The organism is Massilia haematophila (assembly GCF_042647645.1).
Classification (GTDB): domain Bacteria; phylum Pseudomonadota; class Gammaproteobacteria; order Burkholderiales; family Burkholderiaceae_D; genus Telluria; species Telluria haematophila.
On record NZ_JBHRVV010000001.1, the window covers coordinates 152,434 to 174,630 of the forward strand.

A 22,197-nucleotide genomic window follows, 5' to 3' on the forward strand; every position below is an offset into this window, starting at 1 on the left:
GGCGCAAGGACTTGCTCATCGTGTCCAGTGGATCACCCCGCGCAAGGCCGCCGTGGCGTTGTCGCAACGTTGCTCGAAACGCAGGTCAATGGCCGTCAATTGTCCGAGCGAATACGTGACCCGGTCGACGGCGAACCAGCCTTTGAGCATATTGCAGCCGCGCCCGTTGCCAGACCAGCTCATCCCGCCGCGGGCGGGGTTGTGGAAGGGGTAGCGCTGCAGGCTGCCGTAGAAGCCTGGTTGCAGTTGTGACAGGGCGTTCATGCCAACGAAGTTGGCGTCCCAGTTGCCGGCCGTGATGGCCAGCGCCGCGGTGAGATTGGTCGTGACCGAGAACGGCCCGGTAGCCGGCGTCAGGAGCTCCGTGCGTCCCTGGCCGATGTAGTCGCCTGGCTCGCTGGCAAGGTAGACGTAATTGCCGGCAGGGGGCACGAACGATGCGCCGGGCGACCACAGTCCGGCGGGAATGGGCACCGGCCCTGCCGTAATGGCGCTGTCGCCGGCTGACCAGCGCAGCTTGCCGCGCAAGGGAACCTGGTTGCCGTCGCAATATTGTAAAAAACGCAGTTCGATGTCGGTCAGGGTCGTGCCGCTATAGCTGACCTTGTCGATGACGAACCAGCCCTTGAGCTGATTGCAGCCGCGGCCTTCCCCGCCCCAGCTCATGCCGCCCAGGACCGGATTATGGAAGGGGTAACGTTGCAGGTCGCCGTAGTATCCGGTGGTCAGCCTGGTCAATCCCTGCATGCCCTGGAATTCTCCGCTCCAGTCCTCGTCGCCGAGGATACCCACTGAAAGGCGAGCGCCGTCCGCCTGGAGGCTGAACGCCGTGTCGGCGGGTGTGTACATGTAGGTGCGGCCGCCACCGATGTAATCGCCATAGCGGCTTTCCAGGTAGAGATAGTTACCGGCAGAGGGAAGCATCCCGGCGCTCGGCTGCCACAATCCCGCAGGTACCGGCGCCGGCCCGGCGATCTGGACGTTGTCGGCATTGGTCCTGGTCCAGTGGATCTGGCCACGCAGCGCACTTGCTCCGCCTTCGCAATGCTGTTCGAAGCGCAGGTCGAGGGCGGTCAGCGCATCCCCGCTCATCTCGATCCTGTCGATCGCGACCCAGCCCTTGATCGTGTTGCAACCCCGCCCCTCGCCACTCCACTCGACGCCACCGACAGCCGCATCGGCGAACGGCGTACGGGTCAGTTCCGCGAAATAACCGGCTTGCAGCTTGCCGGCGGCGGCAGGCAGCAGGAATTCGCCGTACCAGTCCTCGTTGCCCCTCAGGTTGACCTTGAGCCCGAGCGTTGTGGCGGACAGCGTGATTTGGGCGTTCGCTTCGGTATAAGAATAGGTGCGGCCGCCGCCGATATAGTCGCCCGACGCGCTTTGCAGATAGACGTAATTCCCGCTCGCCGGCACCGCATTCGATGGCGCGGACCACAGATTTGCCGGGATCGGATATTGCAGGGCGGGCGCCGGCGCTGGCGCCGGCGCCGGAGCTGGCGCGGGAGTCGGAGCAGGAGCGGGAGTCGGAGCAGGAGCCGATACCACCGGCGGCTTGACAGGGGCGTCGTCGCCGCCGCCGCCGCAGGCGACCAGCAGCGCGCAAAGGAACAGCCCGGCAGCACGTGTTACTGAAAATGCTTTCATATGAGATAACAAAGTGTTAAGCGCATGGCAGTTTATTTTGTTTCTATGCAATTGTCTTTAGTTAGAGCAAAAAAAATTCCGCAGAAGCGGATGTAGGCGAGCCGGATAAAAACTGTTCGTCATAATAAAGTTCGAAATTGCTGCCATGGAACGACGCTTGCCGCTAGAACCATTTCTTCGTTGTTAACGATCGGGACAATCACCGGCGTCTGCCGCGCTCGGGTATATAAGAAAGGTTCAGCTCGGAACAGAGCAACATAAGGTCGCTAACTAAAACGGCCTGTGAGCAATCCCCGCGTGGATCGCGAGCTGTCCTGTTTCCGCCACACTAGGTTTTAGTAATAAAAGGTTTCCATGTAGAATCTAATATTATCTTTTTATAATTAGGTTTCTCATGTTTTTCCGTTTCCCGATACCGATGGCGCTGGCCGCGGCAGGGCTTGTCCTTTTCGCAGCCGCAAATGCCCGGAGCGGTACGCCCGACGCTACCTTCAAGCTGGGCTATGGCGGCGACGTCGTGCATTACCCGTCTACCGTCGCTGCTCTTGACGACGGGCAGTGCCTGTCGATCTACTTGAAAAGGCAGGGCGACGGCTGGGTGAGCGAGGTCTCCCGCGCGCCGGAGAAGCGCGCCGCACTGCTGGAAGACGATGAGCTGGAACGCGTCTTCGCCTGCGTCGGGGGCGCTCCGGGGATGCGCGGGTGGGTGGAGAAGAACGGCGTCGTCTCGGTACAGATCCTGACCGGCTATTACTTCAACGGCTGCACCAACACGGAGTCCTGCGAGATTCCCTACAAGAGCGCCCAGTTCAACTATATGAACAACTGGCACTACTATTCGCGCATGAACCGCAAGAAGGGCTACGTCGCCGTCAATTCCGCGTTTCTCGACAAGGCTGCGAAGAGTGCCAACGCCGCAAGCTGGGTCGACGGCGCGGCGGTCGTACGCGCCGCATCGCAGGCACCGCTGCTGGATTTGTACCGGCAGCAGTACTTCACGCTCATGCAGGCAGAAGCGGAGCGGGCGGAGCCGAACAAGGATGCTTTGCAGCGCTGGCTGATGGCATTCGGTGTCGTCGCCACCGACGACGCATGGCGTGTCGTCGCGCCAAAGCTGGTCACGGCGGACGCAGTCGGGCTCGCTGCACGGCACACTTCCGCCGAGCGGTTTGCCGACTTGAAGACGCAGGCTCGCGCCTATTGGCAGGAGAAATACCGCAGCGACTGGGCACCGTACCGCAATGTGGCGGTCAATGCGGATAACGTAGCCGCGTTCGACGCGCTTGGCCGCCGCACGCCGGACACGGATGCCGGGACGGCGTTCGCCCTTGTCGACTTCGACAATCTGGCTGCTGGCGCACGCGACAAGGTGGCGAAATATATCGCCGCGCAGAATGCGCAAGCGGCGGCCGCCGAGCAGGCCAGGGCCAAGGCGCAGGCGGATCGCCTGGCGGCGTTCGAAAAGAAGATGGCCCCATGGCGCAAGGCGCTCAAGACAGGAAGCGCCACGAACTGCGGTCCCGTGCTGGAAGTAAAGGGGCAGCTCGTCAAGGTGTACGCCCCGGTCAAGGACTACGGTAACGAGCATTGGCTCGACCGCGGCACGCTGTACATGCCGGGCGAACGGTGCTTCTTCCTCAACGGCGTGTACCGTCCACCTTACGCTGCTCCCGCAGGCTGAACGGCGGCAGCTGCAGGCGCCGATGCCGGAAAGGGCAAGGGTGCATTCCTCCCTTGTGCTATGGGAGAATGCACCCTTGTACCGACCTGCCCGCTTTCCATGACGCCAAGCCAACGCATCGCCGCCGCCATCGACCTTTTCAACAGCCAGCGCTATCCCGAGGCCCTGGCGCAAGTGGCCGGGCTACTCGAGGGCGATGGCGCCAACGTCGACGCCCTGAACCTGGCCGCGGCCTGCATGCGCGCGCTCGGACGGGCGGACGAAGCGGAGCATTACTGGCGGCTTGCGCTGGCGCGCGAACCGCGCCATGCGGCCAGTTGGAACAACCTCGGCATCCTGTTGCAGCAGGCGGGCCGCGCCGCCGAGGCCGAAACGGCGTATCGGCGCGCGCTGGCCCTCGAGCCCGCCTACGCCGACGCGCACTACCATCTCGGCCTGCTGTACCAGCAGGAGGGCGCCTGGGAATCGGCAGCGGCGTCGCACGCGCGCGCGCTGGCGTTGCGTCCGCGCCATGCGGCCAACAGCGCCAACCTGGGTCTGGTGCTCGAGCGGCTCGGCCGCATCGATGAAGCCGCGGCGCGCTTCGGCGACGCGGTGGCCGCGGATCCGGCCGATGCCGGTTCGCTGCAGCGGCGCGCCATCCTGCTGCACCGGCTCGGCCGGCTGGAGGAGGCGCTTACCTGCTTCGAGGCGGCACGCGCGCTCCGGCCGGACAGCCCGGAGCTGTGGAACAACAGCGCCGTGTTGCACGCGAACCTGGACCGTCTCGACGACGCCGAGGTCGGTTATCGGCGCGCGCTGGCCTTGCATCCCGGCTATGCCGACGCCTGGCACAACCTGGGCCTGTTCCTGATGCGGCGCGCACGCTATCCGGAGGCACTGGAAGCCCTCCTTGCGTACCGCGCCCTGCGGCCGGGCGACGCGGAGGGCCTCAATTCGCTGGGCAATGTCTATCAGCACCTGGGGCGCGATGACGAAGCGCAGACCGCTTATCGACACGCGCTGGCGGCGCGTCCGAGCTATGCGAAAACCCTGAACAACCTGGGTACGCTGCTGCAGCGCCAGGAGCGGATGGAGGCCGCCGAAGAAGCTTATCGCGCGGCGGCCGCAGCCGACGCCAACTACCCGGAAGCGCGCTGGAACCTCGGCTTCCTGCTGCTGGGCCAGGGCCGCCTGGAAGAAGGGTGGCCATGGATGGAGGCACGCTACGATCCCGCGCTGGCGCGCCCGATCGCTGTCGCCCCGCGCCTGGCTTGCCCGCAGTGGCGTGGCGAGGAACTGGCCGGACGCGCGATCGTCGTCTGGCCGGAACAGGGCTTCGGCGACCAGGTGCAGTTCGTCCGCTACCTGCCGCTCCTCAAGGCCGCCGGCGCACGCCAGGTGACGCTGGTCTGCCACGATCCGTTGTTGCCCCTGTTGCGGAATGCGCCAGGGGCCGACCGGGTGCTCGCCGCCAGCGAGGTCGCCCGGCTCGGGCCGCACGACTATTGGGTATTCATGCTCAGCCTGCCCATGCATTTCCGCACCACGCTGGCGACGGTGCCGGCCGGGATTCCCTACCTGTCCGTCGATCCCGTGCGTGCCGGATGCTGGCGCGCGCGCCTGGCCGGTGGAGCGGAGGAGGAGGGGCGCCTGCGGGTGGGGCTGGTCTGGCGCGGCTTTGGCGGCCACGTGAACGACGCGCACCGCTCGCTGCCGGGGCTGGCGTCCCTGGCGCCGCTATGGTCGGTACCCGGCGTTTCCTTTGTCAGCCTGCAGCGCGGCATGGATGGCGAACCGGTGGAGGCCGACGGGTCACGGGCGCTCCTCGACATCGGCGCCGAGATCGCCGATTTCGCCGACACCGCCGCCATTGTCGAGGCGCTCGACCTGGTCATTTGCGTCGACACCGCCGTCGCCCACGTGGCGGGCGCGCTGGGCAAGCCCTGCTGGGTCTTGCTGCCCGCCGTGCATCCCGACTGGCGCTGGCTGCGCGGACGCAGCGATTCTCCCTGGTATCCAGGCGTCATGCGCCTGTACCGGCAACAGCATCCCGGAGACTGGGACCACGTCGTGCGCGCCGTCGCTGCCGACCTCAACACCTTGGCCCGACCCTAGTCGCAAGCTGGTCGACGACACCCGAGAGCGATCGGTGTTGTATGCGCACATGTATTTTTGGGTTTTCAAGGAACAATCATTTCCTGTTGGAATCTCATTTGTAGGATAATCCCTACAACGTGCCTCTGCAGTGAAGTTCGGCTCCGCCCCCGGGAAGACGACACTCGTGCGCTCTTCCATCTCCTCCTTTACCTGATCGCTTCATGAACCATATCTATCGCCTCGTCTGGAACACTAAACGTCACATGCTGATGGCTGTCGCGGAAGTCGGCAATGCGCAGGGCAAGGAAGGCGGAAAGACCGGGGCGATACGTGTTGGCGACGAGAGTGCGGAGCCTTTCCGGGGCGTGCGCAAGGCACTCGTTGCCGCCGTCGCTGCGCTGTTTCCGCTCGTCTCGTTTGCCCAGGTGAGCTATTACCCGGATGTGATCGCCCACGGCGAGAGTGTCACCTTGACCGACTCCGACGTGCCCGAATACGAGGGCATGCGTCTGCGTAACGACGGCCAGTTCGATGTGCGTCCGACCACCGTCGATACGCATCTGGCCAGCCTGTCGGGCTCCGGCGCGGTCCTGCTGGGCACGTCCGACCTGATCCTGACCAACGCCAACGACTCATTCTCCGGCGTTATTCGGGGGAATGGCGGTCTGTCGCTTGCTGGCTTTGAGGTGCTGAGCGGCGCAAACACGTTCACGGGCGCGACCAGCGTTGCCGAATGGTCGACACTGACGCTGTCTGGTTCGGGCGCCATTGCCGCCTCCAGCGGCCTGGTCAACAACGGCACTTTCAACATCGCGGCGACCAACAACGGCGCCGACGTGCAATCCCTGTCCGGCTCGGGGGCGGTGCTGCTCGGCGGCCAGACGCTGACCCTGACCAATGCGAGCGGCGATTTCGCTGGCGTCATCCAGGGCAACGGTGGTCTGAACGTCGCCGGTGGCAATGAGGTGCTGAGTGGTGTGAACACCTACACGGGCGCGACGAACGTCGCCCAGTGGTCGGCCCTCGAACTGTCCGGTTCGGGCAGCATTGCTGCTTCTAGCGGCTTGGTCAATAACGGCACGTTCGACATCGCCGGCACCAATAAGGGCGCCGAAGTGCAATCCCTGTCCGGCTCGGGTGCAGTGCTGCTCGGCGGCCAGACGTTGACGCTGACCAACGCCAGCGGCGAGTTCGCCGGTGTCGTCCAAGGCAACGGTGGTCTGAACATCGCCGGCGGCAACGAAGTGCTGAGCGGTGTGAACACCTACACGGGCGCGACGAACGTCGCTCAGTGGTCGGCCCTCGAACTGTCCGGTTCGGGCAGCATTGCTGCTTCTAGCGGCTTGGTCAATAACGGCACGTTCGACATCGCCGGCACCAATAAGGGCGCCGAAGTGCAATCCCTGTCCGGCTCGGGTGCGGTGCTGCTCGGCGGCCAGACGTTGACGCTGACCAACGCCAGCGGCGAGTTCGCCGGTGTCGTCCAAGGCAACGGTGGTCTAAACATCGCCGGCGGCAACGAAGTGCTGAGCGGTGTGAACACCTACACAGGCGCGACGAACGTCGCTCAGTGGTCGGCCCTCGAACTGTCCGGTTCGGGCAGCATTGCTGCTTCTAGCGGCTTGGTCAATAACGGCACGTTCGACATCGCCGGCACCAATAAGGGCGCCGAAGTGCAATCCCTGTCCGGCTCGGGTGCGGTGCTGCTCGGCGGCCAGACGTTGACGCTGACCAACGCCAGCGGCGAGTTCGCCGGTGTCGTGCAAGGCAACGGTGGTCTAAACATCGCCGGCGGCAACGAAGTGCTGAGCGGTGTGAACACCTACACGGGCGCGACGAATGTCGCCCAGTGGTCGACCCTCGAACTGTCCGGTTCGGGCAGCATCGCTGCTTCCGGCGGCTTGGTTAACAACGGCACCTTCGATATCGCCGCCACCAACAACGGCGCTGAAGTGCAATCCCTGTCCGGCTCTGGCGCGGTGCTGCTGGGCGGCCAGACGCTGACGCTCACCAATGCGCACGATACCTTCGCTGGCGTCATCAAGGGGAATGGTGGTCTGAACATCGCCGGCGGCAACGAAGTGCTGAGCGGCGCCAATACCTATACCGGCGCAACGAGTGTCGCCGAATGGTCGACGCTAACACTGTCGGGCTCCGGCGCTATTGCTGCCTCCAGCGGCCTGGTCAACAACGGCACCTTCGACATCGCCGGGACTAATAAAGGGGCCGAAGTCCAATCCTTGTCCGGCTCGGGTGCAGTGCTGCTGGGAGGCCAGACGCTGACCCTGACCAATGCCAGCGGCGATTTCGCCGGCGTCATCCAGGGCAACGGAGGCCTCGCCATTGCCGGTGGCAATGAAGTACTGAGCGGTGTGAACACCTACACCGGAGTTACGAACGTCGCTGAATGGTCGGCCCTGGAACTGTCCGGTTCGGGCAGCATCGCTGCCTCCAGCGGCCTAGTCAACAACGGCACCTTCGATATCGCCGGGACCCGCAACGGCGCCGAAGTGCAATCCCTGTCCGGCTCGGGCGCTGTCCTGCTGGGCGGCCAGACGCTGAGCCTGACGAACGCGCGCGATACCTTCGCCGGCGTCATCCAGGGCAACGGTAGCTTGGTCATCGCCGGCGGTCATGAGATCCTGAGCGGCAAAAATACCTATACGGGTGCAACGGGTGTGGCCGAATGGTCGACCCTCGAACTGTCGGGCTCCGGCGCTATTGCCGCATCGAATGGCCTTGTTAACAACGGCACCTTCGACATCGCCGCGACCAACAGCGGCGCCGAAGTGCAATCCCTGTCTGGATCTGGCGCGGTGCTGCTCGGTGGCCAGACGTTGAGCTTGACCAATGCGCGTGACACCTTCGCCGGCGCAATCTACGGTTCGGGTAACCTGGCCATCGCCGGCGGCCATGAGACCCTGAGCGGCAAAAATCTCTATTCGGGCGCGACGAGCGTGGCCGAGTGGTCGACCCTCGAACTGTCCGGCTCGGGCAGCATCGCCGGCTCCAGCGGCTTGGTCAACAACGGCACCTTCGACATCGCCGCGACCAACAACGGCGCAGAAGTGCAATCGCTGTCCGGTTCGGGCGCGGTACTGCTCGGCGGCCAGACGCTGACTCTGACGAACGCGCGCGATACCTTTGCCGGCGCCATCCAAGGTTCGGGCGGCCTCACCATCGCCGGCGGTCATGAGATCCTGAGCGGGACGAATACCTATACCGGCGCAACCGCGGTTGCAAACGGTGCAGGCCTGGAACTGTCCGGTTCCGGCAGCATTGCCAGCTCCAGCGGCCTGGTCAACAACGGCACCTTCGACATCGCCGCTACCAACAACGGCGCTGAAGTACAGTCCTTGTCCGGTTCGGGTGCCGTCTTGCTCGGCAGCCAGACGCTGACCCTGACCAATGCGAGCGGCGATTTCGCCGGCGTCATCCGGGGTAATGGCGGTCTGAACATCGCCGGCGGCCGTGAAGTGCTGAGCGGTGCAAACACCTACACCGGTGCGACCAGCGTTGCCGAGTGGTCGGCCCTCGAACTGTCCGGCTCGGGCAGCATCGCTGCCTCCAGCGGCTTGGTCAACAATGGCACGTTCGACATCGCCAACACCAATAAGAGCGCAGAAGTGCAGTCCTTGTCCGGCTCGGGCGCCGTACTGCTCGGCGGCCAGACGCTGACCCTGACCAATGCGCACGACACCTTCGCTGGCGCCATCCATGGTTCGGGCGGCCTCACCATCGCCGGCGGACATGAGATTCTGAGCGGGACGAATACCTATACCGGCGCGACCGCAGTTGCAAACGGCGCGGGCCTGGAACTGTCCGGTTCGGGCAGCATCGCCGCCTCGAGCGGTCTGGTCAACAACGGCACCTTCGACATCGCCGCCACGAACAATGGCGCCGAAGTGCAATCGCTGTCCGGCTCGGGCGCGGTACTGCTGGGCGGCCAGACGCTGACCTTGACCAATGCGCACGACACCTTTGCTGGTGCCATCCATGGTTCGGGCGGCCTCACCATCGCCGGCGGTCATGAGATCCTGAGCGGCACCAACACCTATACCGGCGCGACCGCAGTCGCTATCGGCGCGAACCTGGAACTGTCCGGCTCTGGCAGCATCGCCGCTTCCAACGGTCTGCTCAACAACGGCACGTTCGACATCGCCGGCACCAATAAGGGCGCCGATGTGCAATCCCTGTCCGGTTCGGGCGCGGTGCTGCTGGGCGGCCAGACCCTGACCCTGACGAATGCGCATGACACGTTCGCCGGTGCCATCCAAGGTTCGGGTGGCCTGGCCATTGCCAGCGGCCATGAGATCCTGAGCGGTACCAACACGTACATGGGCGCGACCGCAGTCGCTATCGGCGCGAACCTGGAACTGTCCGGCTCTGGCAGCATCGCCGCCTCGAGCGGTCTGGTCAACAACGGCACGTTCGACATCGCCGCGACCAACAATGGCGCCGAAGTGCAATCGTTGTCCGGTTCGGGCGCCGTCTTGCTGGGCGGCCAGACCCTTACCTTGACGAATGCCAGCGGCGATTTCGCCGGCGTCATCCAGGGCAACGGTGACTTGAACATCGCTGGCGGCAACGAAGTGCTGAGCGGCGCCAACACCTATACCGGTGCGACCGCAGTCGCAAACGGCGCAGGTCTCGAACTGTCTGGCTCCGGCAGCATCGCTGCCTCCAGCGGCCTGGTCAACAACGGCACCTTCGACATCGCTGCCACAAACGATGGCGCGGAAGTACAGTCCTTGTCCGGTTCTGGCGTTGTCCTGCTGGGCGGCCAGACGCTGACCCTGACCAATGCGCACGACACCTTCGCTGGCGCCATCCATGGTTCGGGCGGCCTCACCATCGCCGGCGGTCATGAGATCCTGAGCGGCACCAACACCTTTACCGGCGCCACCGCAGTCGCAAACAGTGCAGGCCTGGAACTGTCCGGTTCGGGCAGCATCGCTGCTTCCAGTGGCCTGGTCAACAACGGCACCTTCAACATCGCCGCCACCAACAACGGCGCTGAAGTGCAATCCCTGTCCGGCTCGGGCGCGGTACTGCTGGGCGGCCAGACGCTGACCCTGACCAATGCGAGCGGCGATTTCGCCGGCGTCATCCGGGGTAATGGCGGTCTGAACATCGCCGGCGGCCGTGAAGTGCTGAGCGGTGCAAACACCTACACCGGTGCGACGAGCGTTGCCGAGTGGTCGGCCCTCGAACTGTCCGGCTCGGGCAGCATCGCTGCCTCCAGCGGCCTCGTTAACAACGGCACCTTCGACATCGCCGCCACGAACAACGGCGCCGAAGTGCAATCCCTGTCCGGGTCTGGCGCGGTACTGCTGGGCGGCCAGACGCTGACCCTGACGAACGCGCGCGATACTTTCGCCGGCGCCATTCAAGGTTCGGGCGGCCTCACCATCGCCGGCGGTCATGAGATCCTGAGCGGCGCCAATACCTATACCGGTGCGACCACAGTCGCTAGCGGCGCCGGCCTCGAACTGTCCGGCTCCGGCAGCATCGCTGCCTCCAGCGGCCTGGTCAACAATGGCACCTTAGACATCGCTGCCAAAAACAATGGCGCGGAAGTACAGTCCTTGTCCGGTTCTGGCGCTGTCCTGCTGGGCGGCCAGACGCTGACCCTGACGAATGCGCACGATACGTTCGCCGGCGTCATCCGGGGCAACGGTGGTCTGGCCATTGCCGGCGGTCATGAGATCCTGAGCGGGACGAACACTTATATCGGTGCGACCGCAGTCGCGGACGGCGCAGGTCTGGAACTGTCCGGTTCGGGCAGCATCGCTGCTTCCAGCGGCCTGGTCAACAACGGCATCTTCGACATCGCCGCTACCAACAACGGTGCCGAACTGCAAACGCTGTCCGGCTCGGGCGCAGTACTGCTCGGCGGCCAGACGCTGACCCTGACGAATGCGCACGACACCTTCGCCGGCGTTATCCAGGGCAACGGTGGCATCAACATCGCCAGCGGCAATGAAGTGCTGAGCGGTGTGAGCACATACACGGGCGCGACCGCAGTCGCAAACGGCGCGGGCCTCGAACTGTCCGGCTCTGGCAGCATCGCCGCCTCGAGCGGCCTGGTCAACAACGGCAGCTTCGACATCGCCGCCACCAACAGCGGCGCCGAAGTGCAATCCCTGTCCGGCTCGGGCGCGGTACTGCTGGGCGGCCAGACGCTGACCCTGACCAATGCGAGCGGCGATTTCGCCGGCGTCATCCAGGGCAACGGTGGTCTGAACATCGCCGGCGGCAATGAAGTGCTGAGCGGCGCCAACACCTATACCGGCGCGACCGCAGTCACGAACGGTGCAGGCCTGGAACTGTCCGGTTCGGGCAGCATTGCCAGCTCCAGCGGCCTGGTCAACAACGGTACCTTCGATATCGCCGCTACCAACAACGGCGCTGAAGTACAGTCCTTGTCCGGTTCGGGCACCGTGCTGCTGGGAGGCCAGACGCTGACCCTGACCAATGCCAGCGGCGATTTCGTCGGCGTCATCCAGGGCAACGGTGGTCTGAACATCGCCGGCGGCAACGAAGTGCTGAGCGGCGCCAACACCTATACCGGCGCGACCGCAGTCGCGAACGGTGCAGGCCTGGAACTGTCCGGTTCCGGCAGCATTGCCAGCTCCAGCGGCCTGGTCAACAACGGCACCTTCGACATCGCCGCTACCAACAACGGCGCTGAAGTACAGTCCTTGTCCGGTTCGGGTGCCGTCTTGCTCGGCAGCCAGACGCTGACCCTGACCAATGCGAGCGGCGATTTCGCCGGCGTCATCCGGGGTAATGGCGGTCTGAACATCGCCGGCGGCCGTGAAGTGCTGAGCGGTGCAAACACCTACACCGGTGCGACCAGCGTTGCCGAGTGGTCGGCCCTCGAACTGTCCGGCTCGGGCAGCATCGCTGCCTCCAGCGGCCTGGTCAACAACGGCATCTTCGACATCGCCGCTACCGACAACGGCGCCGAACTGCAAACGCTGTCCGGATCGGGCGCCGTCCTGCTGGGCGGCCAGACGCTGACCCTGACCAATGCGCACGATACGTTCGCCGGCGTCATTCAGGGCAACGGTGGTCTGGCCATTGCCGGCGGTCATGAGATCCTGAGCGGCGCCAATACCTATACCGGTGCGACCACAGTCGCTAGCGGCGCCGGCCTCGAACTGTCCGGCTCCGGCAGCATCGCTGCCTCCAGCGGCCTGGTCAACAATGGCACCTTAGACATCGCTGCCAAAAACAATGGCGCGGAAGTACAGTCCTTGTCCGGTTCTGGCGCTGTCCTGCTGGGCGGCCAGACGCTGACCCTGACGAATGCGCACGATACGTTCGCCGGCGTCATCCGGGGCAACGGTGGTCTGGCCATTGCCGGCGGTCATGAGATCCTGAGCGGGACGAACACTTATATCGGTGCGACCGCAGTCGCGGACGGCGCAGGTCTGGAACTGTCCGGTTCGGGCAGCATCGCTGCTTCCAGCGGCCTGGTCAACAACGGCATCTTCGACATCGCCGCTACCAACAACGGTGCCGAACTGCAAACGCTGTCCGGCTCGGGCGCAGTACTGCTCGGCGGCCAGACGCTGACCCTGACGAATGCGCACGACACCTTCGCCGGCGTTATCCAGGGCAACGGTGGCATCAACATCGCCAGCGGCAATGAAGTGCTGAGCGGTGTGAGCACATACACGGGCGCGACCGCAGTCGCGGACGGCGCAGGTCTGGATCTGTCCGGTTCGGGCAGCATCGCTGCCTCCAGCGGCCTGGTCAACAACGGCACCTTCGACATCGCCGCTACCAACAACGGTGCCGAACTGCAAACGCTGTCCGGATCGGGCGCCGTCCTGCTGGGCGGCCAGACGTTGACCCTGACCAATGCGCACGATACCTTTGCTGGCGTCATCCAGGGCAACGGTAGCCTGAACATCGCCGGTGGCAATGAAGTGCTGAGCGGCACCAATACCTATACCGGTGCGACCGCAGTCGCGAACGGTGCGAGCCTTGAACTGTCCGGTTCGGGCAGCATCGCCGCCTCCAGCGGCCTGGTCAACAACGGCACCTTTGACATCGCCGCCACCAAAAACGGCGCCGAAGTGCAATCCCTGTCCGGGTCTGGCGCGGTACTGCTGGGCGGCCAGACGCTGACCCTGACGAACGCGCGCGATACTTTCGCCGGCGCCATTCAAGGTTCGGGCGGCCTCACCATCGCCGGCGGTCATGAGATCCTGAGCGGCGCCAATACCTATACCGGTGCGACCACAGTCGCGAACGGTGCGAGCCTGGAGCTGTCCGGTTCGGGCAGCATCGCCGCCTCCAGCGGTTTGGTCAACAACGGTAGCTTCGACATCATCGCGACCAATAAGGGCGCCGAAGTGCAATCCCTGTCCGGCTCGGGCGCGGTGCTGCTCGGCGGCCAGACGCTGACCCTGACGAGCGCGCACGACACCTTCGGTGGCGCTATCCACGGTTCGGGTGGCCTGGCCATCCTCGGTGGCCAGCAAGCGTTGAGCGGCGACAATACCTACACCGGCAAGACGGTGGTGCGCAACGCCACGCTGCGCACCGTGGCCGACGCCAACCTTGGGCGCGGAACTGCTGCGCTCGAGCTGGACAACGGCACCTGGCAGACTGGCGCCGACCTGACCCATGCGCGTGGCCTGCTGCTGAGCGGCACGGGCACGGTGGACGTCGATGGCGGCACCACGACCTTCGAAGACGGCGCCGTAACGGGCGCGGGCGCCCTCGTCAAGCGGGGCACCGGCACCCTGGTGCTGCGCGGCGTGCTCGGCAACGGTGGCGGACTGCAAGTCAAGGGCGGCACACTGGCGCTGGAGGCAATCAACACTTATACCGGCGGTACGACCGTGGGCCAGGGCGGCGTGCTGCGCATCGGCGCCGATGCCGCCCTGGGGGCGCCGGGCAACGGCCTGACGCTCGACGGCGGCACCCTGCAGACCATCGCCACCCTGGAATCGTCGCGCGCCGTGCTGCTCACCGCCAACAATGGCACGATCGACACGCAAGGCGCGGACAGCGTCGTGTCCTGGCTGGGCAATATCAGCGGCGAAGGCCGCCTGGTGAAGGAAGGCGCGGGCACCCTGGTGCTGGGCGGCGACAACGGCGGCGGCAAAGGCAGCGCCAACCAGCGCGGCGACGGCTGGACCGGCGGTCTTACCATCAACGATGGCCTGGTCAAGGTCACCCATGCCTACGGCCTCGGCTGGGGCAGCGTGCTGACCTTCAACGGCGGCACCATCGTCGCGACCGTGGACATCGCCACCGGCCAGGACATCCGCATGGGCCGCTCGACCGAGATCTACACGGAGACGGGCACCACCACGACGCTGGCGGGCAACCTGCTTTCCGGTGCGCCCGGCAACGGCTGCTTCACCAAGACTGGCCTGGGCACCCTGAACGTTACCGGCAGCGCCACCATCGACAGCACCTGCGTCCAGCAGGGCAAGCTGCTTGCCAACGGCAACTTCAACAGCCAGGTGACGGTGGCGCGCGGCGCGACCCTGGGCGGCGCCGGCACCATCAAGGGCGAGCTGCTGGTGCATGGCACGCTGTCGCCGGGCAATTCGCCAGGCATGCTGACGGCCGACGCCAACGTCACCATGGCCACCGGCAGTACCTACAAGGAAGACATCGGCGGCACCGTGCAGGCGTCAAGCGCGACCCCGGTGGGTGCGGCCGGATATTACTCCTACCTGCACGTCGTCAACGGCAAGCGCTTCACGATCGCGCCGGGCGTGACCCTGGCGCCGGCGCTGAAGGATCTGTACACGCCGGACGAGCCGGGCTATGGCTCGGCGCCGCTGGCACCGCAGCTGGGCCAGACCTTCCGCATCGTCACGGCCGATGGCGGCATCGTGGGACGCTTCGACGCGCTGGCGCAACCCTCCGGCCTGGACGGCAAGCGCATGGCGGTGTTCTATAACGTGGATGGCAGCAACAGCATCGACCTGAAGGTCCTGCCGGCGTCCTACGCCGCCTTCGCCGGCGGCGCCAATGCCAACGGCCGCGCCACCGGCGTCGTTCTCGACACGCTGGTCGAGCGCGACGCCGCCGGCCAGGCGAGCAGCGCGCAGACCGCGCTGCTGTACCAGGTCGGCTCCTACGGCGCCGAGCAGCTGGCGCCGCTGGTGCGCGACCTGGCGGGCGAAGTGCACGGCGCACTGGCCGCGGCCGCGCCGCAAGCCGGCTGGGACCTGCAGCGCAGCGTCCTGAAACACAACGCCGGCGCCGACGCGCGCGCCCTGTGGCTCGACATCACGGCCAACCGCGGCAAGTGGAGCGACGACGCGTCCGCGTCCGGCTTTGATGCCGACCGCGTCCAGGCCACGCTGGGCCTTGACCTGCTGCGCAACGGGGACACCCGGATCGGCTTCGGCGTCAGCCATGCCAACAGCAAGCTCGACGCGACCGCGGGCAGCGGCGAACTGCGCCAGAACAAGCTGTTCGTCTACGGCGAACACGCCATCGGCAGCGTGGTCGTCGACGCCATCGGCGCCCATGGCCGCGACAAGACCGAAAGCCACCGTGCCGATCCGCTGGCGGCGGGCGGGGCGGCACTGGCAGCGCAGGTCGACGGCAAGGGCTCGCTGCTCGGCCTGGGCGTGCGCACCGAGCGCGAACTGGCCGGCGCCCGCGTCGCGCCGTTTGCCCGCGTCACGGTGCAGAAGGTCGAACGCGACGCCGCCGCGGAAAGCGGTGCCTCGCTGGCAGGCCTGGCGCTGGACGATTATTCCGCCACCGGCACGCGCCTGGTGGCGGGCTTGTCGGCGGCTTCGCGCAACGCCGATCCGCTGCAGGCGTCGACCTACCGCTTCAACCTCGGCGCCGGCGTCGACGGCGGCGACCTGCTGCGTCCGCAGCTGGGCACCGTGCTGGCCGGCCTGGACAGCGCGGTCGGCGCGCCGCAGGTGGGCCGCACCTTCGTCCAGGGTGAAGTCAGCGGCACGCTGCAGCTGCGCAAGGGGAGCTACCTGTACTTCGGCCTGGCCGGCGAAGCGCGCAGCGGCTACTACCAGGTCGGCGCCAACGCCGGCGTGCGCGCGGTCTTCTGACCTGACCTGACCTGGCTTGGCCTGACTTGACCCCACCTGGCCCATGGCCCGGGCCGGCTGGCGCCGGGCCGGGCCGGGCCGGGCCATTTTTCGGATAGACTGGCACGCATGTTCGACGCTTTACCCCATTTCTGGATCAACCGCGAGGCCGACCTGCAGCGTCGGGCGCTGGCCGGCGATTTCCTGGCGCGCGCCGGCGTCGTCCACGCGCGCGTCGAGGCGGTCACGCCCAACACCCTGCCGCCGGTGTCGGTACGCAAGCCGCTCGTCAACACCCGCGCCGAGCTGGCCATTTGCGCTTCCCACCTGCGCGCCGTCGGCGCCGCCTGGCGTTCCGGCAGCGCCGCCGCCCTCATCCTCGAGGACGACGTGCGTTCGCATTACCTGTTCGACAGCGCCGCCTTGCTGGCCGCCGCGCCGCCCGACTGGGAAATCCTGCAGCTGCACGTGAGCCATGCGCCGGTCGTGCGCGAGCTGGGCGAGCTCTATCTGCGCCACGGCATCCTGTGGCACGAATGGGAGCCGTCCTGCTACTCGGCGGGCGCCTACCTGGTCAGCCGCGCCGGCATGGAGCGGCTGCTGGCGCGCTACTGTCCCGATGGCGTGTCCCTCGACCTGAGCGGCGTGCATGCCTACGGCAAGCTGGTGGCCGACCATCTGCTGTACCGCCGCAGCATCTGCTATACGGCGACCGTGCCGTTCTTCTTCAACGACGTCGCGCTGGCGTCGACCCATGCGCCGCAGCGCGATGCCACCCACCACCGCCCCGGGGCGCTCGGCGTCGACCAGGTGCGCGAGCGTGTCGCCGCGCAGGCGGCCGAAAGGGACGCGGGCGGCTATCCGTTCGCGCTGCGTCCGCTATGATCGCCGCCCGTCACGCCGTCGCGGTGGTGATCGTCACCACCTGCCGCGCCTCGCTGGCGCGGGCACTGCGCTCGGTGTTCCGCCAGCGCCTGGAAGGCGCGGGCGGGCGCATCCAGGTGCTGGTCGGCGTCGATTGCGACCCGCACCAGCGCCTGCAAGGCCTGCTCGCTTCGGTGGCGCCGGAGTGCCCGCCCCACGTGACGCTCTCGGTGATCAACCTCGGTTATTCGACCTCGCAGCGCCACGGCGGCCCGCATGCCTCGTTCTATGGCGGTTCGCTGCGCTCGGCGCTGACCCTGCTGGCCGACGCGCGCGTCGTGGTCTATCTCGACGACGACGACTGGCTCAAGGAAGAGCACTGCGCGCGCATCCTGCGCGCCATCGAAGGGCGCAAGTGGGCCTTCTCGTATTCGATCTACGCCGACGGCAATACCGGGCGCGAATGGTGCGTGGACGAACTCGAAAGCGTGGGCGTCGGCCGCGGCCTGTATGCGCAGGCGCTGGGCGGCTTCGTGCGCCCGAGCGGGCTGGCGATCGACAAACTGCAGCTGCTGCACGTGGTGCACCTGTGGTCGTGCGCCGCGTTCGCCAGCGGCGACGGCGAAGACCGGCTGGTGTTCGAACAGCTGCGGCGCGAGCCGCACGGCTGCACCGGCGTGGCGACGGTGTGCTGCGCGCTCGACCCGAACGACGCGCTGCACGCGCGCCGCGTCGAGTTCATGCGCAGCCGCGGCGTCGAATATACGGGCGAAGCGAAGATCGAATCGAGCCGGGCCGCGCCGGGCGGCTAGGCCGCTGCCGCTTGCGCGTAGTCGGCGTAGGGGCCGTGCGCGCCGAGGGCGGCGAGGGAGGCATCGTAGCGCTGCGGCGGCTCGACCAGGCTGGCCGCGGCCCAGATGGCCTCGAAATGCGTGGCGGTCCAGGTGTTGGCGCCGGTCTGGATGTAGGTATAGAGCCAGGGGGCGTCGAGCAGGGCCACGCGCCCGCGCCCGAGCATGGCGTGCAGCACGGCCGTGTCTTCGCCGCGCGCCAGGGCCGGATACGGCGGCACGCAGGCGCGCCGCGCCAGCATCGATCCCTCCCATTCGCGCGCGCCGGACACGCCGATACGGCGCGCCTGCGGCGACCACAGCATCCAGCGGCTCAGGAACATGGCGTCCGCCCGCATCGATTGCAGCAGCAGCATGCCCAGTTCCAGGCGCTGCGGATGATACAGGTCGTCGTCGTCCCACTGACAGACATACTCGCCGCGCGCGGCGCGCAGCGACAGGTTGCGCAGCTCGCCCAGGCTGGTGGTGGGGCCGTCCGGCGTCACCACGCGGATGCGCGCGTCGCCCAGCGTCCGGCAATACGCCTCGACCGGCGTGCCCGGCGCGTCGCACACCAGCACCAGTTCGCGTTCGGACCAGCTCTGGCGGCGGAAGCAGTCGACGGCGAAACGCGCGGGAAACAGGCGCCCGCGCGTGACCATCAGGCAGGACACCAGCGGGCGGCGCGCCGGAAAGGCCAGCAGTTGCAGGTTGCCTTGCTGTACCAGCACGCCGTCCTCGCCCAGCTTGAAGTCGACGCCGCGTCCCGCGCGCGGCAGGAAATCGAGGAGGCCGGCGTCGTTCATGGCAGGTAGGGACGCGCCAGCATGGCGTAGGTGGTGGCGCCGGCGCGCACATACTCCTCGGTGAGGAGGCCAGCGTGGAAGGCGGTGAAGTCGGTGCGTCCGGCGTCCCACCACAGGTGGCTGCACAGGTGCAGGCTGAACACGTCGCGGGTATCTGGATCGAGCCGCTCGAACAGGTTGCGCATGCCGGCCGGGGTCCAGGGATGGCGATAGAAGTACTGGCGCGGCACCACGTGTACCAGTTCCGGATGCGCTTCCCACAGACGGCTGGCGAGCTGGCACGAGTGGCTGGTCCACCTGCCGTCGAAGGCGTCGCGCGAGCCGTCGAGCCAGCGTTCGACGAAGGCGGAACCGGGCGTTGCCATGATCAGCGCGTTGCACAGGGACGGACGCAGGATGCCGCGCTCGTCGGGCAGGGCGCCCTCGTCGCCGAGCACGCAATCGTACCCGTACAGGTGGTCCGGCAGCGGCGCCACGAACAGGGTGTCGATGTCCGCGTAGACGCCGCCGTGCTCGTGCAGCACCCGCAGGCGGATGAAGTCGGCCTCGTGGGCGTAGCTCCAGCCTTCGGCCGCGATGCGCCGTCCTTCCTCGGAGTCGCCGTAGGCCGCGGCAGGCAGCGCTTCGCGTACGACCGGACGCAGGCTCAGGTGCGGCTTGATGCGCTCCCACAGCGGACCGTAGGGCTCGTTGGCGTAGTGGAACCAGATCGCGTCCGGTCGGTTCAGGCGGCGGCAGGATTCCAGGCAGAGGTAATGGGCCAGGTGGAAGGGCTCGGTCTGCTCCTTGAGCCCGAAGATGAAATGGAACACGCGCGGGACCATGGTCATGCTCCGATGGCTTGCCGGAACTGGCGCATGACGGCGCCCTCGGCATAGCGGTTGGCGATGGTTTCGCTGAGGCGGCGCGCATGCTGGTCCGGTTCGTCCCGGTGCATGAAGCGGTAGCGCATCTTGCTGCGCGCGTCGGCAATGTCGGCAATCGCCCACTGCTGGTCCGGTCCGTAGGAGGTGCCCGGCCAGTCGATCGGCGCGAGCGTGCCGCCGATCAGGCCCGGGTGGTCGTGACCGAGGAAGTCGAGCTGGCCGCTCCAGCCGGTCATCAGGACCGGGCGCCCGAGTGCGGCGGCGTCGAATGCCCCCATGCCCCAGCCTTCGGCGCGGGTGAGCGAGACATAGGTGTCGCCTACCTGGTGCAGGCGGTCGATCCAGGCGCCGCTGACGCCGTCGCCGGCCAGCACCCCGACCGTGGGCAGGTGCGAACGGCCATGCGCGCCGCGAAACGCCGCCATGGTCTCCTGCACCAGTTGCAGCGAGGTCTTGCCCGCTTCGTGCGGCAGCGGGAAGTGCACCGGCTTGCTCGAGGTCTTGATGCACAGTGCGACCGCTTCGTCGTGCCTGAATTCCAGCAGGAAGGCCTCGATGAGGCGCGGCAGGTCCTTGCGCAGCATCCAGGCGCCGATCGTGTAGAAGACGAAGGCGTCGGCGCCGATGCCGAGCTGGCGCCGCACCTCGGCGCGTTCCTGCGGCGTGACGTCGTCGTGCGCATGGCGGCGGATGTGCGGAACCACGTGCAGCGGCACGGTGACGCCGCCGGCGCGGAACACCTCGGCATTGAAGCGCGACGGCACCAGCACGGCGTCGTAGCGGTTCAGGATGGCCGGCCAGTGCGCCGGTATGCGGTCCGACTCCCAGGTGCAGTAGGCGAAGTTGGCCTTGCCCGGTTCCAGGCAGGCCGGCAGGTATTCGGGCACCAGGTGCGCGACCACGATGCGATAGTCGCGCGCGGCGCTGGTGTGCGCCAGGATCGCGGGCAGGTCGCGCAGGCTGGGGTCGTCGGCCGCCGCGCGCACCGCTTCGAGCAGCTGCGGCGCCATCCCGGGCGCCCAGCGCTGCAAGCCTTGCGCGCCCCAGAACACCGGTTGCCACTGGACGTCGAAGCCGAGATTCAGGAGGCCGCGCAGGTAGGCCAGGCCGGACAGGCCGTAGCCGGTGGTGTCGCCGTGAGAGATGTATTTGATCATGTTGCGGTGGTTGCGGTGCCTGCCATGTCGTGCGGAAGGCACTCGACCAGCAGTTCGGCGATGCGCAGGCATGCGCCGTCGCCCGCAAGTATACCGACAAGGACATCCTTGCGGCTCACGGCAAGCTCGAGCGGGAGCGCCAGGGTCACCGGGCCGCCGTCGATGCGGCCGTGCGCTTCGGCGACCGTTTCGCCGCTGCCGTGCAGCGTTGCGCGCAGGGCCAGCGGGCCGATCGAGCCCGCGGCCAGCACCAGCACCAGGCGGTACCTGCCTGCGGAAAATGGGATCGGCAGATGGCACAGGACCTTGCCCGACCCGCCGCGCAGCACCAGCTGCCCGTTCTCGAGCGCGCCGTCGCCGACGCCATGCCGGGCCAGGTAGCCGGCGCCCACGCGCGCCGGATAGTCGGAGGCATACACGAGGCGGGCGTAATAGAAGTCGTTGTAGTTGTTGACGCCTTCGCGCAGGCCCAGCTGGTCCAGTCCCGCGGCCGACTTGGTACGGTAGCCGATCATGCGTCCGTCGGTCGCATCGACGAAGGCCAGCGCCTCGGTACTGTCGCGCTGGGCCACGTTGACGACCTCGCCCAGGTGGATCTGCTCGGGCTCGCAGTGCATGGCGATCGCCTTGCCGAACAGGACCGGGCCGGTCGGGCACAGCGAAGACACGCCGCGATGGCGGCTACGGCAGTTGGCGACGATCATGCGGATCGCCGCTTCGAATGCGGGCAGGCGCGCCGGCGCGGCGATGATCGTGTTGCTGACGATCCAGGGAGCGTGCACGGCGCGGTCGCGAAAGACGACCAGCTTGCCCGAGTCGACCGGCAGGGCCGCGTGGAAAAATACCGACAGGTCGGCATACGCGCCGCCGAATTCGTGCAGCAGGCACAGGCGCGCCAGGTCGGCGCGGTAGGCATAGGGCAGCAGCTCCTCGAACGCCCATGCGACGTCCGCTTCCATGTGGCGGCGCAGGAAATCGCGAATGGTGTCGCGGTCATAGAGACGGTGCGGCAGGCCGGGATGGTGTTCGCGGAAGGAGGCGACATTGCGCGCTGCCGTCGGCGGCAGGTTGGCGGGATCGATTGCCTGCCGGTCCGCGATCAGGATGCTGAACAGATTCATGGGTCGCGCAAGCGCAGGCTTGCCGCATAAAAAGAACGACGGCCCGGGCGAGCCGGGCCGTAAGATCGGAAACGCCGTTCCGATCCGTTCGTCGAGGCGCG

At 66.8% G+C, this 22,197-nt stretch carries 10 protein-coding genes; 5 read left to right on the plus strand and 5 right to left on the minus strand.

Translation table 11 applies throughout. The annotated features are described in order from the left end of the window. Positions 1-15: 15 nt before the first annotated feature. Positions 16-1,647 (minus strand): hypothetical protein, encoded by a 1,632-nt coding sequence (locus ACFOPH_RS00745; RefSeq protein ID WP_379732853.1) that lies wholly within the window; start codon positions 1,645-1,647, stop codon positions 16-18. A gap of 394 nt (positions 1,648-2,041) precedes the next feature. On the opposite strand from ACFOPH_RS00745, the gene ACFOPH_RS00750 reads away from it, so the two are divergent. The 5 genes from ACFOPH_RS00750 (at position 2,042) to ACFOPH_RS00770 (ending at position 18,128) form a co-directional block, all read left to right on the plus strand. Continuing rightward, positions 2,042-3,328, plus strand: coding sequence for a hypothetical protein (locus ACFOPH_RS00750; RefSeq protein ID WP_379732855.1), 1,287 nt, complete (start codon positions 2,042-2,044; stop codon positions 3,326-3,328). Between the two features lie 99 nt (positions 3,329-3,427). Continuing rightward, on the plus strand, positions 3,428-5,425 hold the full coding sequence (locus ACFOPH_RS00755) for a tetratricopeptide repeat protein (RefSeq protein ID WP_379732857.1): 1,998 nt from the start codon (positions 3,428-3,430) through the stop codon (positions 5,423-5,425). Between the two features lie 203 nt (positions 5,426-5,628). Next, positions 5,629-16,473: an ESPR-type extended signal peptide-containing protein gene (locus tag ACFOPH_RS00760; protein WP_379732859.1), complete on the plus strand. Its 10,845-nt coding sequence runs from the start codon at positions 5,629-5,631 to the stop codon at positions 16,471-16,473. 108 nt (positions 16,474-16,581) lie between these two features. Next, positions 16,582-17,337: a hypothetical protein gene (locus tag ACFOPH_RS00765; protein ID WP_379732861.1), complete on the plus strand. Its 756-nt coding sequence runs from the start codon at positions 16,582-16,584 to the stop codon at positions 17,335-17,337. Then, complete coding sequence (locus ACFOPH_RS00770) at positions 17,334-18,128, plus strand: hypothetical protein (RefSeq protein ID WP_379732863.1); 795 nt, start codon at positions 17,334-17,336, stop codon at positions 18,126-18,128. The genes ACFOPH_RS00765 and ACFOPH_RS00770 overlap by 4 nt, the downstream gene beginning before the upstream one ends. Here ACFOPH_RS00770 and ACFOPH_RS00775 read toward each other — a convergent pair. From ACFOPH_RS00775 to ACFOPH_RS00790, 4 genes are read right to left on the minus strand one after another with little or no spacing between them, the layout of a single operon-like run. After that, entirely contained in the window at positions 18,125-18,952 is an 828-nt protein-coding gene (locus tag ACFOPH_RS00775; RefSeq protein ID WP_312550173.1) for a glycosyltransferase family 2 protein, read from the minus strand. The two genes, ACFOPH_RS00770 and ACFOPH_RS00775, sit on opposite strands and share 4 nt — an antisense overlap. After that, positions 18,949-19,782, minus strand: coding sequence for a glycosyltransferase family 32 protein (locus tag ACFOPH_RS00780; RefSeq protein WP_379732865.1), 834 nt, complete (start codon positions 19,780-19,782; stop codon positions 18,949-18,951). The genes ACFOPH_RS00775 and ACFOPH_RS00780 overlap by 4 nt, the downstream gene beginning before the upstream one ends. Then, complete coding sequence (locus tag ACFOPH_RS00785; RefSeq protein ID WP_312550171.1) at positions 19,779-20,975, minus strand: glycosyltransferase; 1,197 nt, start codon at positions 20,973-20,975, stop codon at positions 19,779-19,781. Before ACFOPH_RS00785 ends, ACFOPH_RS00780 begins: the two co-directional genes overlap by 4 nt. Beyond that, positions 20,972-22,096: a glycosyltransferase family 32 protein gene (locus ACFOPH_RS00790; protein ID WP_312550170.1), complete on the minus strand. Its 1,125-nt coding sequence runs from the start codon at positions 22,094-22,096 to the stop codon at positions 20,972-20,974. The genes ACFOPH_RS00785 and ACFOPH_RS00790 overlap by 4 nt, the downstream gene beginning before the upstream one ends. Positions 22,097-22,197: the final 101 nt, after the last annotated feature.